The following is a 14,381-nucleotide window of genomic DNA, read 5'->3' on the forward strand; positions in this document are numbered from 1 at the left end:
ATGTGTGGCGCCGCCGGCGAAGCCGTTTGGAGTACGGGTGACAAGCAATACCTTGCCGGTGGTGGTCGTTGTGCTGGCCCGGGACGAACAGCGATGTATCGCGCGCTGCCTGAACAGTGTCGTCGGCCGAGGGTTCGATCGGGTCATCGTGGCGGACACCGGTTCCGTTGATCATACGCCTCGCATCGTGGAGGAATACAAGAGTTCCGGGGTGGAGCTCATGCGGGTGCCGTGGACTGATTCTTTCGCCGAAGCTAGAAATTCGGCCGTCGATGCGGCCGGAAGTGGATGGATTGTATTCCTTGATGCCGACGAGTGGCTGGTCCCGGACGCTCCGGATCGACTTCTCGGCATTTTGCGGACCCCGCCGGTCGTTGGCGACCTGTCTCGCACCGCGTTCGCGCCGATAATATATGATGTCGTCCGTGATTCCTGGGTAGATCAAGTTCCGAGGATCTTTCTGGCGGACGGTGGGATTCGCTTTCGCGGGGCTGTTCACGAGTATCTGGCGGTCGGCGACAGGCGCGACGAGTCGATCGAACTAGTCAGTACCAAGGTGGAATTCCGGCATGACGGCTACAGCCGGGAAGTGATTCACGCCAAGCGGAAGACGGAGAGAAATCTGTCGTTGCTCAGATCGGCGATCGCGGCCGAGCCACAGGATCCCAGGTGGGTGTACTTCACTGTTCGGGACGCTCTCCCGTTCCTGTCGCCGGACGAGCTCATGCGACACTGTGAGACCCTGCGCAGGATGGCGAGCCAGGAAGTACGCACTGGTGATCACGTCCTGCCCTCTGAGTACCTTCGCCGCGCACTTGCCTTCGCCTGCCAAAGCCTGACCGTCCGGGGGGAATGGCGAGTGGTCGAGCGGTACTGTGCGGAGATCGACGAGCTCGATAGTTGTTCCAGTCCGGACGCGCAATATTTTCGGGCAATGATCGAGGGGCTCGGCGAGGTTGTTACTGATCGAACCCTGAAAGAGACGATCTCGGTTCGCAAGAACGAAGCACTTCTCGGGAAGAGCACTCTTTGCCCGGCAGGCAGGCACCTGGATGCCGCGATCGCGGCACTGGTCGAACGTCGATTCGGCCTCGAAAGAGCCGAGGAATACCGAGCGATGTGCCTGACCTGGGACGACATGATCTTCGATCAATCCAAGCTGCGTGTGCAGCCGGCACTTTGAAATGCCGTCGTCGCGTCGAACGTGCAACAGCTCTCCTCTGTTGAACGGCAAGAGGAAAGCTGTTGCACGTTTCGAGCGCCAGGAGATCAGGCGTCGAGGTCGGTCGCCACCAGCTCGGCGATGGCGTCGACGGCCGCCTCGGCCCCCTCACCCTCGGCACTGATGATGACCTCGTCGCCGAAACCGGCGGCGAGGGTCATCAGGTTCAGCACGCTGCCGGCCGCGACCGGGTCGCCACCCGCCTTGGCGATGGACACCGCGACGGGCTGCGCCGCGGCCGCCTTGGCGACCGTCGCCGCGGGCCTGGCGTGCAGGCCCACCTTGCTGGCCACGGTGACGCGTTTCTCCGGCATGTTCTTTCCCTTTCGTGCCTTTGGTCCTACTGAGCTGAAACTACTTTGCGGGCTTCGCCGCGGTGGCCTCGAGGTCGGCCTCGATCGAGTCGTCCTCGCGGCCCGGGGTCCGCAGGTTCCACTTCTTGATCACGAAGCGGAAGATCACGTAGTAGATGACCGCGTAGGCGAGACCGATCGGGATGAGCAGCCAGACGTTGCTGCTCGCCGCCGGTGCCGTGCTGTTGAGCGCGAAGTCGATCGCCCCAGCGGAGAACGAGAACCCGAGGTGGATGTCGAGCGCGTTCACCAATGCCAGCGACGTACCGGTCAGGACCGCGTGGATCAGGTACAGCGGCCATGCGACGAACATGAACGAGAACTCGATCGGCTCGGTGACACCGGTCAGGAATGAGGTCAGCGCACCGGCGATCATCACACCGCCGACGATCTTCTTCTGGCTGGGCTTCGCGGTCTGCCAGATCGCCAGCGCCGCGGCGGGGATGGCGAACATGAAGATCGGGAAGAACCCGGTCATGAAGGCGCCCGCGTTGGGGTCCTGGACCTTGAAGAAGTTGGGGATGTCGCCACCGTCGAAGATGAACCACACCGGCACGTTCAGCAACTGGTGCAGACCGACCGGGATCAGAAGACGGTTGAGCACACCGTAGATCCCGCCACCGACCACGGGTGCCGCGGTGACCGCCTCACCTGCCGCCTGGATGGCATCGTTGACCCAGTGGAAGACCAGGCCCAGCGGCACCGCCAGGATCATCAGCACGACGGCGGTGATGATCGGAACGAACCGGCGGCCGCCGAAGAAGGCCAGGTACGGCGGCAGCTTCACACGATAGAACTTTTGCCACAGCAGCGCGGTGACCAGACCGACGATCACGCCGGCGAGCACGCTGTAGGGCCACTTGAGCGGGTTGAGCATCAAGCCTGCAGGCGCCTCGGGATCCCAACCGGGAAGCTCCTTGAAAGGGGCGAAGACCTGGAGGACGCTTGTGAACACGAAGAAGCCGACCACGGCGGCCAGCCCGGTCGCGCCGTCGCTCTTGCGAGCGAAGCCGACGGCGATACCCACCGCGAACAGCAGCGGCAACCAGTTGAACAGGGAACCGCCCGCCGCGCCGAGTACGGCCGCGACCTTGTCCCAACCGAGACCGTCCTTGCCGAGCAGGTCGTCCTGGCCGAGCCGCAGGAGCAGACCGGCGGCGGGCAGAGCGGCGATGGGGAGCATGAGGCTGCGGCCGAAGCGTTGAAGCCCGGCCAGTCCCTTGCCCTTGCCCTTCGCCCCCTCCGCGGTGGTGGAGCTCATCGGGTACCTCCGTAGTGAGGATGATGACCGGAATCCGGGGTGTTCCGGTCCAGCTGCATGGTGACCTGGTAGTGATCGCCCCGGTACCAGGAAGTCATGTCTTCGATCGGTTCCCCGTTGACACTGGAGACCCGGCGGAAGACAAGAAGCGGACTGCCGGCGCGCATGCCGAGCAGGCGTGCCGTTTCGCGGTCCGCGGATTCGGCCCAGACCGTCTGCCACGCGTGATCCGGGCGCAGGTCGTACGACTGGGCGAGTTGGACGTACAACGATCGGGTGAGATCGAGGTCGAGCAGGCCGGGCATCCGGCCCGCGTGATACCAGCCGCGTTCGACCGCCAGCGGCACCCCGTCGGCACGGCGGAGCCGGACGATGCGGTGTGCCGGAGTTCCGGCGGCCAGGCCGAGCGCGTGCGCCGAGGGGGCGGGCGGGACCTCGGTGGAGGTCTTGACGACCTCCGTGGTCGGGGTCATCCCGCGACGGCGCATGTCCTCGGTGAAGGACATCAGGTAGAGCTGCAGTTCCATCCGCCTCGCGGCGGTGAACGTCCCCTTGCCGCGCACCCGCGACAAGAGCCCTTCTTCGACCAGCTTGCCGATCGCCGAGCGGACCGTGAGCCTCGACACCTGGTAGGTCTCGGCGAGGTCACGTTCCGAGGGGATCGGTGAGCCGGGGGGTAGCTCACGCTCCACCGTGCGGCGCAGAATCTCCCGCAGCTGGGCGTGCTTGGGCGTCGGTCCGTTGATCACACGGTCGGACGGCGGCAGCTGCGCCGAAGCGCTCATGACGGTCACCGTCCTTTCGGGCCGGTCGGTCGGGGAACCTGTACTCGCATCTGGTCCGGAAGATTGGTACGTTCCGGTCTAGACCAATGATCCGATGGGGCAGGATGCTCCGTCGCACGAGCGGGTGTCAACCACCGTTACGCGTTCGTGGCCAGGGATCACGTGCGAGTCGGCGAACGGCGTAGTACAGCTGGTTCGCATGTGGGAAACCGACAGGGAACAGGGAGACCGCGATGGCGGATGACAGGGCGGAAAAGATCCTCGCGGGGCTCGGCGGTGCCGAGAACATCATCGAGGTCGAGGGGTGCATCACCCGGCTCCGCTGTGAGCTCGAAGACATGAGCCTGCTCGACGAAGCGGCGCTGAAGGCCGCTGGTGCGATGGGCGTCGTGCGCATGGGGGCCGGTGTCCAGGTGATCGTGGGCCCCGAGGCCGACAACATCGCCAGCGACATCGAGGATCTGCTGTGAGTCTCGAAATCCTCAGCCCGGTGAGCGGTAAGACGACCGCCATGACCGAAGTGCCCGATCCGGTCTTCGCGCAGGCGATGGTCGGCCCCGGCATCGCGGTCCTGCCCTCGGGCGGACGCCAGGATGCGGTTGCCCCGGTGGACGGCACTGTCGTGACCCTGCACCCGCACGCGTTCGTGGTGGCCACCGAAGACGGCCGCGGCGTGCTGGTCCACCTGGGGATCGACACGGTGAAGCAGAAGGGCGAGGGGTTCACCCTCCACGTCGTCAAGGGTGAGGCCGTCCGCGCCGGGCAGCCGGTGGTCGGGTGGGACCCCGACGCGGTCAAGGCCGCGGGCTACTCGCCGATCGTGCCGGTGGTGGCGCTGGACGCGAAGGCCGAAGTCCTTTCCGGACTGCTCACCGGCGGCGACGTCGAGGCGGGCGACCCGATTTTCACCTGGGACAGCTGAAGCATCGGATCAAAGGGTCCCTTTAGGACGGAATTTCCGTCCTAAAGGGACCCTTTTCGTGTTCGTCAGGCCGTGACGACCTGGCCGTTCATGACCTTGACCGCGATCGAGGGCAGCGGCTGGTCCGCCGGTCCCTTTTTGACCGCGCCGGTCGCGGCGTCGAAGATCGAGTTGTGGCAGGGACATTTGAGGTCGGCGCCCTCGGGGACGACCGCGCAGCCCTGATGCGTGCAGATCGCGCTGAACGCGGCCGCCGTGCCTTCGGCGGTCCTGGTGACGATGACGTCCTTGCCGTCGGCGGTCTTGGCGGCCTTCGCCTTGCCGACCTCGATGTCGGAGAGCGCGGTCAGGGTCTCGCCCGGTGCCGCGGCGGGCGGTGCGGCGGCCGAACCGGACGGCGGGGTTTCGCTTCCGCAGGCCGTGAGAGCCACGGCGCCGACGGCCGCGCCTGCGACGGCGGCCCCGGTGGTCAGGACGGTGCGGCGGGAGTGGAGTTCGGCAGTCATGCCCCTACACACGGTCCAAGCGGCCATCCGGTTCAATTTCGGTGCCCATCGGGTGCGGAATTGAACCGGGAGGCCCGATTTTCCGTGTTCACAGGCATAGGGGAACCGAACACGCGGAAAAGGGATACGGACATGATCCGGTGGTTGTTGCGGGCGGTCGTGGCGGCGGGCCTGCTCGGCTCGGCATGGGTGCATTACGTCGTATGGCAGGACTGGGCGTCGGAAACGGACGTGGTCGGCCCGCTCTTCCTGGTGAACGTCGTGGCGGGCGTGGTCATCGCGGTCGCCGTCCTGGTGTGGCACCACTGGTTGCCGGCGCTCGCGGCGATCGGCTTCGGCCTGGCCACGCTGGGTGCGTACGTACTCTCCCTGACCACAGGGTTCTTCGGCGTCTCGGAGCGCTTCACCACCCAGGCCGAGCTCTGGGGCCTGATCACCGAAGTGGTGTGCGTGGTCTTCGCCCTCCCGCTGCTCCTCAACCGCGAGAGCACGGATCGGTGAAGGAATTCGCGGAGGACCGGCTCATGCGGGCTCTGCACGACGAGCACGCGGCGGCGCTCTGGTCCTACGCACTGCACCTCACCAGCGGCGACCGGGTCCGCGCGGAGGACGTCGTCCAGGAGACGTTGCTGCGGGCCTGGCGCAACGCCAAGGTGCTCGACCAGACGGAGGGATCGGCGCGCGGCTGGCTGTTCACCGTCGCGAGGCGGATCGCCATCGACGACTGGCGTGCTTCCGAGGCGCATCCGGAGGTGGTGACCGGTCAACCGCCCGAAACGGCGGTCACGGACGGCACCGAACGGGCCGTCCAGGGCTGGCTGGTCGCCGAAGCCCTCGGCGAGCTCTCGCCGAGACACCGGGACGTCCTCGTCCTGTGTTATTTCCAGGGCTACTCCGTCGCCGACGCTGCGAAGCGGCTGGGTGTGGCCGAAGGGACCATCAAGTCGCGGACGCATTACGCGCTGCGGGCGCTGCGGCTGATATTGGAGGAAAGAGGGGTGACTCAATGACCGACCCCTTCGCCACCTACGACGCGGCCTACGTGCTCGGGGCGTTGTCCCCGGAAGACCGGTTCGCCTACGAGAAGCACCTTCGCGTCTGTGACCGGTGCGCCGCGTCCGTACGCGACCTGGCCGGAATCCCCGGCCTGCTCGCCCAGGCGGGCGCCCCCGCGCTGCTGGAAGACGAACCGGCACCCTCGCCGGAACTGCTGCCGACCGTGCTCAAACGGGTCCGCCGGGGAAGGCGGATCCAACGGGCCGTCACCACCACCGCGGCCGGGCTGGCCGTCGCCGCCAGTGCCGCGCTCGTGGTCGTCCTGACCGGGCCGGTCGCGACGGCGGGGAACCCGATGACCCCGCTCGGCGACTACCCGGTGACCGCCGAGGTCGCCATGTCCGCCACGGACACCGGCACGAAGGTCGACATGACGTGCAGCTACGGCGGCAACCGCACCGGCGACTACATCCTGGTCGCCGTCGGCGCCGACGGCGGCACCAGCGAACTCGCGTCCTGGCGCGCGATGCCCAAGGACACCGCGCACATCGTGGTCGGCACCGCGATGCGCACCCACGACATCAAGGCACTGGAGATCCGCACGCCCTCGGGTCTCCCGCTGCTGCGGATGAACCCCTGATCCCGGTGTCATGACAGGCCTTCGGTGCCGGAGGCGATGCGGATTGCGCTTCGCTCCGAAAACTTTCGGGACCTGTCGGCACCTCTGTCCCCAAGTACGTGAAGGCCCCCTTCATTGCGCCTAGGTACAGGAAGGGGTCCTTCATGTACCTAGGCGAACGGCCACACCGCGCCCCGCCTGCCGAAAGTGCGTGAAAGTCCCTGTCACGAAAAGAAATCCTTGCCTCACCGAGCGCTACGGGCGCACTCTTGATCTTGTGTTCACGCCGATCGCCTTCGCCGCGGCGGGCGCCGGATCGGCGCTCGTCACCCGCTCCTGCCTGCGCCGAGCCGGAGCACCGGTGACGGCTTGGGCGGCGGCCGTCGCGGCGGTGGCGCTCGCCGTCGCCGGGCTGCGGCATCAAGCGGGCGCCTGGCCGGCATGGTGGCTGGCGGTCCCGGCCGTGCTGACCGTCTTCGCGGTCCCGCTGGCGCTCGCCGACCTGAAGTACCGCCGCCTGCCCGACATCCTGACCCTGCCCGCGTACCCGGCGCTGGCCGCCGCGCTCGCGGTCGCCGCGCACGGGGGAGGGGCGGCCATCGCATGGCGGGCCGTGCTGGGCGCGCTGGTCTTCGGCGGGGCGCACGCGCTCGTCCACGCGCTGTCGCCGCGCTCGCTCGGCGCCGGTGACGTGAAGCTCGCCGGGAGTCTCGGCGCGGTCCTCGCCGCGACGGGCTGGCCGTCGGTCGTGCTCGGCGCCGTCGCCGCCGCGCTACTGAGCGTGGCGCTCGCGGTGGGCGGGCCCCGGCATCCCACGGTGCCGCACGGGCCCGGTCTCCTGGTCGCGGCGTGGGCGCTCGCCGTCTTCGCCGGACCCGGTCCGGGATAGCCCGGCCTGTACCGGGACGGAGAGGAGGTTGTGACAGGATCTGTCAGGTGTTGCGCTGGATAACCGCAGGGGAATCGCACGGACCCGCCCTCGCCGCCATCCTGGAAGGGATGCCCGCCGGGGTCGAGGTCACCACCGCCGAAGTGGGCGAGCAGCTCGCGCGACGGCGGCTCGGCTTCGGCCGCAGCCCCCGGATGGGCTTCGAGACCGACCACATCGAGTTCACCGGCGGCGTCCGGCACGGGCTTACCCAGGGTGGCCCCGTCGCGGTCCAGATCGAGAACGCCGAGTGGCCCAAGTGGGAGAAGGTCATGTCGGCCGATCCCGTGCCCGCCGAGGAACTGGAAGGCCTGGCGCGCAACGAGCCGCTGACCCGTCCCCGGCCCGGCCACGCGGATCTGCCCGGCATGCAGAAGTACGGCTTCCCCGAGGCCCGTCCGGTGCTGGAGCGCGCGAGCGCCCGCGAGACGGCGTCCCGCACGGCGCTCGGCACGGTGGCCCGCGCGTACCTCAAGCAGCTGCTGGGGGTCGAGATCCTCAGCCACGTCGTCTCCATCGGCGGCGCCTCGGCGCCCGAGGGCGCGCTGCCGGTGCCGTCGGACCTGCCGTCCATCGACGAGAGCCCGGTCCGGGCCTTCGGCAAGGAGGGGACCGACGCGATGGTCGCCGAGGTCGACGCCGTGCGGAAGGCGGGTGACACCGTCGGCGGCGTGATCGAGGTGATCGCCTACGGCCTGCCGCCGGGCCTCGGGTCGCACGTCCACTGGGACCGCAGGCTCGACGCCCGCCTCGCCGGCGCGCTCATGGGTGTCCAGGCGATGAAGGGCGTGGAGGTCGGCGACGGCTTCACCACGGCCAAGCGCTGGGGCAGCCAGGCCCACGACGAGATCGACCGCGGCACCGGTCCGGTCGGGGTGACCCGACGGTCCAACCGCGCGGGCGGGCTCGAAGGCGGCATCACCAACGGCGAGCCGCTGCGCGTGCGCGTCGCCATGAAGCCGATTTCGACCGTCCCCAAAGCACTGTCCACTGTGGATGTCACCACCGGCGAACCCGCGGTGGCCATCCACCAGCGTTCCGACGTCTGCGCGGTACCCCGCGCCGGGGTCGTGCTGGAGTCGGTGGTCGCGCTGGTGCTCGCGGACGCCGCGCTGGAGAAGTTCGGCGGAGACTCGCTGATCGAGGGCAAGCGCAACGCCGAGGCCTACCTGAAGGCGCTCGAGGAGCGCTGGTGACTCCTCGCGCGGTGATCATCGGGCCGCCGGGCTCTGGCAAGAGCACCGTCGGTCCGGCGCTCGCCGCCCGGCTCGGCCTCGCCTTCCGCGACACCGACGACGACATCGTCGCGAGCGCGGGCAAGCCCATCACCGACATCTTCACCGAGGAAGGCGAGCCCGCCTTCCGCGCGCTGGAGGAGGAGATGGTCGCGAAGGCGCTGGCCGAACACGACGGTGTCCTCTCCCTGGGCGGGGGAGCGCCGATCACCCCGGGCACGCGCGAGCGGCTCGCCAGGCACACGGTGGTCTTCCTCAACGTCGGGATGGCCGCCGGCGTCCAGCGCGCCGGGCTCTCGACCGCGCGTCCGCTGTTGGCCGGGGTGAACCCCCGCGCCACCTACAAGTCGCTCCTCGACGCGCGCCTGCCGGTGTACCGCGAGGTCGCCACGATCGAAATCGACACCGACCGTCTGACCGCCGACGAGGTCGTCGAGGCCGCCGTCATCGGGCTGCACGAGATCAGCAAGGAACGAGCATGAAGCGCACCACCACCACGACCGGCGTCCTCCTCGCCGTCGTGGCCCTGACCCTGACGGCGTGCGGCGAGGAGAAGCAGCCCGCCGGCGCGGACGTCGTCCAGACCGGCGCGGCCAGTACCGGGGCACCCGCGTCCGCCGCTCCGGCGGAGGACGTCGCCGCCGACGTCAAGGTCACCAAATGCGACAGCAACAGCTACACCCCGAAGATCACCATCGAGGTCACCAACAGCACGGGCGAGGACACGCGTTACGCCGTCACCATCGCGATCAAGGACGCCGACGGCAAGGCCTCCGGTGAAGCGTTGTTCGCGAAGAACCGGATGTCGCCCGGCCAGAAGGTGACCGAGGAGATCCCGGGGGACACCCCGGTCAAGGGAAAGATCACCTGCGAGGTCGCGAGGGCAAAGCGGCTTCCGCCGAAGTGAGGGGAACGATGACCGAGCCGGTCCGCATCACCGTCAACACCGTCAAGCCGTACGACGTCGTCATCGGCCGTGGCCTGCTCGGCGAGCTCACCGAGCAGCTCGCCGACGCCTCCAAGGTCGCGCTGATCCACCCGCCGACGCTGACGACGACCGCGGAGGCCATCCGCGACGAACTGGCCGAGGCCGGGATCGACGCGCACCGGGTCGAGATCCCCGACGCCGAGGACGGCAAGGCACTCACCGTCGCCAGCTTCTGCTGGGAGGTCCTCGGCCGTATGGGCTTCGACCGCCAGGGCGTGGTCGTCGGGCTCGGCGGCGGCGCCGTGACCGACTTGGCCGGGTTCGTCGCCGCGACCTGGATGCGCGGCGTCCGCCTGGTCAACGTGCCCACCACGCTGCTGGGCATGGTCGACGCCTCCCTCGGCGGCAAGACCGGCATCAACACGGAGGCCGGCAAGAACCTGGTCGGCGTCTTCCACGAGCCGAGCGCGGTCTTCGTCGACCTCGCGACGCTGGAAACGTTGCCTCCCAACGAACTCGTCGCAGGAATGGCCGAGGTGGTCAAGGCCGGGTTCATCGCCGACCCGCGCATCGTCGAACTCGTCGAACAGGATCCCGCCGCCGCGCTGGACACCACCGGCGAGGTCCTCGGTGAACTGGTCCGCCGCTCGATCCAGGTCAAGGCCGACGTCGTCGCCGCGGATCTGCGCGAGTCGAATCTGCGCGAGATCCTCAACTACGGCCACACCCTCGCCCACGCCATCGAACGCCGCGAGAGGTACCGGTGGCGCCACGGTGCGGCGGTCAGCGTCGGCCTCGTGTTCGCCGCCGAACTCGCGCGGCTCACGGGCCGTCTCGACGACGCCACCGCGGAGCGGCACACGTCGGTCCTCAAGATGCTGGGCCTGCCGACCACGTACGACCCGGACGCGCTTCCGCAGTTGCTGGAGACGATGAAGGGCGACAAGAAGACCCGCTCCGGCGTGCTCCGCTTCGTCGTCCTCGACGGCCTCGCCAAACCCGGCAGGCTGGAAGGCCCGGACCCGTCGCTGCTCGCCGCCGCGTACTCGGTGGTGGCGGGCGAAGCCCCCAAAGCGGGCGGGAGCGTGCTGCTGTGAAGGTGCTCGTCCTCAACGGCCCCAACCTCGGCAGGCTCGGCCTGCGCGAACCCGGTATCTACGGTTCGGCCACGCACGCGGATCTGGTCTCCACCTGCGTCGAAGCAGGCAAGGAGCTGGGGATCGACGTCGAGGTCCGGCAGACCGACCACGAGGGCGAGATGGTCGGCTGGCTGCACGAAGCCGCCGACGCCGGCTGGCCGGTGGTGCTCAACGCGGCCGCGTGGACGCATTACTCGATCGCGGTCCGCGACGCCGCGGCCCAGCTCAAGGCGCCGCTGATCGAGCTGCACATCTCCAACGTGCACAAACGCGAGCAGTTCCGGCACCACAGCGTGCTGTCGGACATCGCCACCGCGGTCATCGCCGGGCTCGGGGTCGACGGGTACCCGCTGGCCCTGCGCTGGATGGCCGCGAACGCGACGTGAACAACCCTCCCAGGATCGAGACCGCGCGGCTCCGGCTGCGCGCGTTGACGGAGGCGGACACCGAAGCGATCGTCGCGCTCTTCGCCGACCCGGCGATGAGCGCGCATTTCGCGGACCGGCTGACCGAGCCGGACCTGGTCCGCGAAATGGTCGGCAGGCGGCTGGCGTACCGCGGCCCGGCCGGGATGGGGCACTGGGCGATCGAACGCGACGGCGAGGTGATCGGCCTCGCGCATCTGCGGCCGTCGCAGGAGCTGCCCGGCGACGTACCGGAGGTCGGCTACTACCTGGCGCGTGCGCACGGCGGGCAGGGCCTGGCCACCGAAGCCGCGAAGGCCCTGCTGGACCACGGACTTGTCGGGCTCGGCCTGTCTTCGGTGTGGGCGCTGGTCGGTGAGTCCAATGTGGCCAGTCAGAATCTGGTGAAGCGCTTGGGTTTTCTCGACGTCGGCGGCGGCGACCACTACGGCAGTGGGCCGCATCGCGTCTTCGTCGCACTGCCCTCGGACCACGGCCGCGTGCACCACATCGAACTGTGGGTCCCCGATCTCGCCCGCGCCGAGGAGAGCTGGGGCTGGCTGCTCGGCGAACTCGGCTGGCGGGAATTCCAGCGCTGGCCCGCCGGGGTCAGCTGGAAACACGGCGCGACCTATCTCGTCGTCGAGCGCTCTCCGGCGCTCAGCGGCGAAAAGCACGAGCGCACCGCGCCGGGCTTGAACCATCTCGCCCTGCACGTCGAGTCCCGCGAACGGGTGAACGAACTGGCTTCGAAGGCGCTCGAACACGGCTGGTCGCCGATGTTCGCGGACAAGTTCCCGAATGCGGGCGGTGATCACCACTACGCCGCCTACCTCGAAAACGCCGATGGCTTCGAAGTGGAATTGGTCGCCCTACCGGGTACTGACGTCACCCGGCCGGGTTAAGCCTCGCTACACTCGGCCATCATGCGCCTTTTTCGTGGGGGTCGGCGACCCGCCCGTGCCGTGGTGGCTGTCCTCGCGGCAGGCGCGGTCCTCGTGGCGTGCAGTGCCGAGCTTGCCCAGCCGCAGGCCGACGGCAAGGGCGGCGGGATCGGCGGAGCCCAGCTGCCCGAGGAAAAGCCGCGGCCGATGGACGTCGAACTCGCGACGAGCGACCCCAGGGCCAGCGGCGGTGTGGTGGCCGCGGGCGATCAGGACGCGGTCTACAACTACGGCCCGACGGTGATGCGCGACGGCGGCAAGCTCCGGATGTGGTGGTGCAGCCAGTACGGCAGCGCGCAGCCGCCCGGTGACGACATCCTCTACGCGCAGTCGCCCTCGCTCGACGGTCCCTTCACCGGCCCGTCCGGTGGCGGCCCGGCGGCGGTGTTCTCCGGCGCGCCCGGAGGTTTCGACGGTATGCACACCTGCGATCCGTCGGTGATCAAGGTCGGCTCGGTCTACTACATGTACTACACCGGCGCGGCGGGCGATCACGCGCTCGGCAACTCGATCGGGCTCGCGACCAGCCCCGACGGCCTCAACTGGACCCGTGCCGCGGGCGGGCAGCCGATCATCGGGCCTTCGCACGACGTCCATCGCGCCAACGTCTACGGCGCCGGCCAGCCCTCGGCGGTGTACCTCGACGGCTGGTTCTACGTGCTGTTCACCGACACCACGGCGAAGGGCGCCGGGTGGAACGGCGCCGGGCAGTTCCTGCTCCGCGCCAAGGACGCGGCGTTCACCCGAGGCGTGGAGACGCTGGGGGAGCAGGGCTTCATCCCCAAACCGAGCACGATCTCGCCGCGCACCCGCTCACTGGTCGACGGGTTCAGCACGGATCTGATGTGGGTCGGCGCGCTAGACGCCTTCGTGATCGCGCACGAGACCGAAACCGGCACCACGCTCACCTTCTGGACCAGGGACTTCTCCGCGCAGCCGTATCGGACGGCGATCATTCCCGGCGCGTGGAAGGAAGGCCCCGGCCTGGTCCGGCGGCCCGACGGGCACGCGCCGCTCTCCTCGGGTGACGTCTGCGACCGGGTCCCGTTCGACGTCGTCCGGGCCACGATCGTCGGCGGCGCGGGGGCGCCGACCGACCTCAAACATTTCGGCCTGGACGTCCGCGGTTCGCGGGCCTGCGACGGCGACGCCCGCGTCCGGACCTCGTTCGAAGGCGTCGCGATGCCGTCACCGCAGCGGACCATCGATCTGGTGGCCGACGGCACCCTGGTGCGAGTCGACCGGCGTTCCGTGGCGGCGACCCTCGCGAGCGAGATCCTGGACCAGCGGCTCAAGGTCGTCGACAAGTTCCCGCAGGCGGCGCGGCTGAGCGCCGGGGCGAGGATGGTGCGCGCCCCCGGACGCGGGTTCGGCGTGGTGCTCGACGGCAAGCTGTTCGCGGTGCCGGACGCCGGGACGGCGGCGTTGAACGACTCGGCCGTCGAGCAGATCAGCGATCAGGCCTGGGACGGTTTCCCCGCCGGTTTCCCGCTCGCGGGCTGATCTTCGTCGTCTCCGGTCCTGGTGATGCGGCCGCCGACGAACAGGCCGGGCACGGCCGGGATGAGCACCAGCAGGGCCGAGAAGGCGGCGCCGCCGGTGAGCGCGCCGCCGAGCTCCGATACGCCGGTCTGATCGACGAACACCGCGCGGCCGATCACGTACAGCACCCCCGAGACCGGTCCGGCGATCAACGCCGCGATGAACCAGTTCCTGCCGCGTTCGGGTTTGCCCCGCCAGGCGTCCACGGCGCTCCAGCCCGCCGCCGCGCCGACCAGGACGGCGAGAGCGAGGGACGTGGCGAGGGTCTTGTCGGTGGGGTTGAAGACCTCGTACTTGGCCAGCACGGTGACGGCCGCGCCGTGCAGCAGCGCCATCACGAGTCCACGAGTCAGCCACGGTGCCATTGGGTGAGTTTAACTCGCCAGTAGCGATGGTCACGTCCGCGCGGTCCTGGATCCTCGGCGGAAGGTCCGTGAGGGCCTCCTTCTCTACTTTGAAGGTAGGGAAGGAGGCCCTCACGGACTTACGGCAGTGCCACACAGGACGCATCCGTCACTGGAGTCACATCCGTCCCGCCCGCCCCACCATATGCGCGTGAAGGACCCCTTGAGGGACCCAGAGTCCCTCAAGGAGGCC

The 14,381-nt window shown here is 68.9% G+C and carries 18 protein-coding genes and 1 pseudogene; 14 read left to right on the forward strand and 5 right to left on the reverse strand.

Going from position 1 to position 14,381, the window contains the following annotated elements:
- Window positions 1-37: 37 nt before the first annotated feature.
- Window positions 38-1,183: a glycosyltransferase gene (locus DL990_RS10955; RefSeq protein ID WP_158632602.1), complete on the forward strand. Its 1,146-nt coding sequence runs from the start codon at window positions 38-40 to the stop codon at window positions 1,181-1,183.
- A gap of 86 nt (window positions 1,184-1,269) precedes the next feature.
- On the opposite strand, the gene DL990_RS10960 is transcribed toward DL990_RS10955, so the two are convergent.
- From DL990_RS10960 to DL990_RS10970, 3 genes are read right to left on the reverse strand one after another with little or no spacing between them, the layout of a single operon-like run.
- Entirely contained in the window at window positions 1,270-1,536 is a 267-nt protein-coding gene (locus DL990_RS10960) for an HPr family phosphocarrier protein (protein WP_125787973.1), read from the reverse strand.
- A gap of 40 nt (window positions 1,537-1,576) precedes the next feature.
- Window positions 1,577-2,836 carry a PTS transporter subunit EIIC gene (locus DL990_RS10965; protein ID WP_125787972.1) on the reverse strand — a complete coding sequence of 420 codons (1,260 nt, stop codon included), beginning with the start codon at window positions 2,834-2,836 and terminating at the stop codon, window positions 1,577-1,579.
- Entirely contained in the window at window positions 2,833-3,621 is a 789-nt protein-coding gene (locus DL990_RS10970) for a GntR family transcriptional regulator (protein ID WP_034318372.1), read from the reverse strand. The genes DL990_RS10965 and DL990_RS10970 overlap by 4 nt, the downstream gene beginning before the upstream one ends.
- 224 nt (window positions 3,622-3,845) lie before the next feature.
- Here DL990_RS10970 and DL990_RS10975 point away from each other — a divergent pair.
- Together DL990_RS10975 and DL990_RS10980 are read left to right on the forward strand one after the other, a co-directional pair.
- Window positions 3,846-4,091 (forward strand): annotated as a pseudogene (locus DL990_RS10975) (glucose PTS transporter subunit EIIB); the annotation flags it as partial.
- Window positions 4,088-4,543, forward strand: a complete 456-nt coding sequence (locus tag DL990_RS10980) for a PTS glucose transporter subunit IIA (RefSeq protein ID WP_016333082.1) — start codon at window positions 4,088-4,090, stop codon at window positions 4,541-4,543. The pseudogene DL990_RS10975 and the gene DL990_RS10980, both read left to right, overlap by 4 nt.
- A 65-nt stretch (window positions 4,544-4,608) precedes the next feature.
- Here DL990_RS10980 and DL990_RS10985 read toward each other — a convergent pair whose 3' ends face one another.
- Window positions 4,609-5,049, reverse strand: coding sequence for a ubiquinol-cytochrome c reductase iron-sulfur subunit (locus DL990_RS10985; protein ID WP_125798609.1), 441 nt, complete (start codon window positions 5,047-5,049; stop codon window positions 4,609-4,611).
- 132 nt (window positions 5,050-5,181) lie between these two features.
- Here DL990_RS10985 and DL990_RS10990 point away from each other — a divergent pair, with 132 nt between their 5' ends.
- From DL990_RS10990 to DL990_RS11040, 11 genes are all read left to right on the forward strand, one after another.
- Window positions 5,182-5,550 carry a hypothetical protein gene (locus DL990_RS10990; RefSeq protein ID WP_125787969.1) on the forward strand — a complete coding sequence of 123 codons (369 nt, stop codon included), beginning with the start codon at window positions 5,182-5,184 and terminating at the stop codon, window positions 5,548-5,550.
- A complete protein-coding gene (locus DL990_RS10995) occupies window positions 5,547-6,059 on the forward strand; it encodes a sigma-70 family RNA polymerase sigma factor (protein WP_016333085.1) in 513 nt (170 codons plus the stop codon). Before DL990_RS10990 ends, DL990_RS10995 begins: the two co-directional genes overlap by 4 nt.
- The gene (locus tag DL990_RS11000) at window positions 6,056-6,685 is read left to right on the forward strand and encodes an anti-sigma factor (protein ID WP_125798610.1); all 630 of its coding nucleotides are present in this window, start codon (window positions 6,056-6,058) and stop codon (window positions 6,683-6,685) included. The genes DL990_RS10995 and DL990_RS11000 overlap by 4 nt, the downstream gene beginning before the upstream one ends.
- Before the next feature lie 256 nt (window positions 6,686-6,941).
- Window positions 6,942-7,553: a prepilin peptidase gene (locus DL990_RS11005; RefSeq protein ID WP_125798611.1), complete on the forward strand. Its 612-nt coding sequence runs from the start codon at window positions 6,942-6,944 to the stop codon at window positions 7,551-7,553.
- Between the two features lie 47 nt (window positions 7,554-7,600).
- Window positions 7,601-8,788, forward strand: a complete 1,188-nt coding sequence (aroC, locus tag DL990_RS11010; protein ID WP_125783613.1) for a chorismate synthase — start codon at window positions 7,601-7,603, stop codon at window positions 8,786-8,788.
- Window positions 8,785-9,309, forward strand: coding sequence for a shikimate kinase (locus DL990_RS11015; RefSeq protein WP_125783615.1), 525 nt, complete (start codon window positions 8,785-8,787; stop codon window positions 9,307-9,309). The genes aroC and DL990_RS11015 overlap by 4 nt, the downstream gene beginning before the upstream one ends.
- Window positions 9,306-9,734, forward strand: a complete 429-nt coding sequence (locus DL990_RS11020) for a hypothetical protein (RefSeq protein ID WP_125798612.1) — start codon at window positions 9,306-9,308, stop codon at window positions 9,732-9,734. Before DL990_RS11015 ends, DL990_RS11020 begins: the two co-directional genes overlap by 4 nt.
- 8 nt (window positions 9,735-9,742) lie before the next feature.
- On the forward strand, window positions 9,743-10,852 hold the full coding sequence (aroB, locus tag DL990_RS11025) for a 3-dehydroquinate synthase (protein WP_125783618.1): 1,110 nt from the start codon (window positions 9,743-9,745) through the stop codon (window positions 10,850-10,852).
- Window positions 10,849-11,280, forward strand: a complete 432-nt coding sequence (gene aroQ / locus DL990_RS11030) for a type II 3-dehydroquinate dehydratase (protein WP_125783620.1) — start codon at window positions 10,849-10,851, stop codon at window positions 11,278-11,280. Before aroB ends, aroQ begins: the two co-directional genes overlap by 4 nt.
- A complete protein-coding gene (locus DL990_RS11035; RefSeq protein WP_125798613.1) occupies window positions 11,277-12,203 on the forward strand; it encodes a GNAT family N-acetyltransferase in 927 nt (308 codons plus the stop codon). The genes aroQ and DL990_RS11035 overlap by 4 nt, the downstream gene beginning before the upstream one ends.
- A 60-nt stretch (window positions 12,204-12,263) precedes the next feature.
- The gene (locus DL990_RS11040) at window positions 12,264-13,745 is read left to right on the forward strand and encodes a beta-xylosidase (protein ID WP_125798892.1); all 1,482 of its coding nucleotides are present in this window, start codon (window positions 12,264-12,266) and stop codon (window positions 13,743-13,745) included.
- On the opposite strand, the gene DL990_RS11045 is transcribed toward DL990_RS11040, so the two are convergent.
- Window positions 13,700-14,119, reverse strand: a complete 420-nt coding sequence (locus DL990_RS11045) for a hypothetical protein (protein WP_233620462.1) — start codon at window positions 14,117-14,119, stop codon at window positions 13,700-13,702. The genes DL990_RS11040 and DL990_RS11045 overlap by 46 nt on opposite strands.
- Between the last annotated feature and the right edge of the window lie 262 nt (window positions 14,120-14,381).

The sequence above is a fragment of the Amycolatopsis sp. WAC 01416 genome (genome assembly GCF_003947485.1).
Taxonomy (GTDB): domain Bacteria; phylum Actinomycetota; class Actinomycetes; order Mycobacteriales; family Pseudonocardiaceae; genus Amycolatopsis.

Excerpts from the sequence above, each read along its gene's own strand:
- DL990_RS10960 (WP_125787973.1), bottom strand. The coding sequence starts at position 1,536 with ATGCCGGAGAAACGCGTCACCGTGGCCAGCAAGGTGGGCCTGCACGCC.
- DL990_RS10965 (WP_125787972.1), bottom strand. The coding sequence starts at position 2,836 with ATGAGCTCCACCACCGCGGAGGGGGCGAAGGGCAAGGGCAAGGGACTG.
- DL990_RS10970 (WP_034318372.1), bottom strand. The coding sequence starts at position 3,621 with ATGAGCGCTTCGGCGCAGCTGCCGCCGTCCGACCGTGTGATCAACGGA.
- DL990_RS10985 (WP_125798609.1), bottom strand. The coding sequence starts at position 5,049 with ATGACTGCCGAACTCCACTCCCGCCGCACCGTCCTGACCACCGGGGCC.
- DL990_RS10990 (WP_125787969.1), top strand. The coding sequence starts at position 5,182 with ATGATCCGGTGGTTGTTGCGGGCGGTCGTGGCGGCGGGCCTGCTCGGC.
- DL990_RS11000 (WP_125798610.1), top strand. The coding sequence starts at position 6,056 with ATGACCGACCCCTTCGCCACCTACGACGCGGCCTACGTGCTCGGGGCG.
- DL990_RS11020 (WP_125798612.1), top strand. The coding sequence starts at position 9,306 with ATGAAGCGCACCACCACCACGACCGGCGTCCTCCTCGCCGTCGTGGCC.
- aroB (WP_125783618.1), top strand. The coding sequence starts at position 9,743 with ATGACCGAGCCGGTCCGCATCACCGTCAACACCGTCAAGCCGTACGAC.
- DL990_RS11045 (WP_233620462.1), bottom strand. The coding sequence starts at position 14,119 with ATGGCGCTGCTGCACGGCGCGGCCGTCACCGTGCTGGCCAAGTACGAG.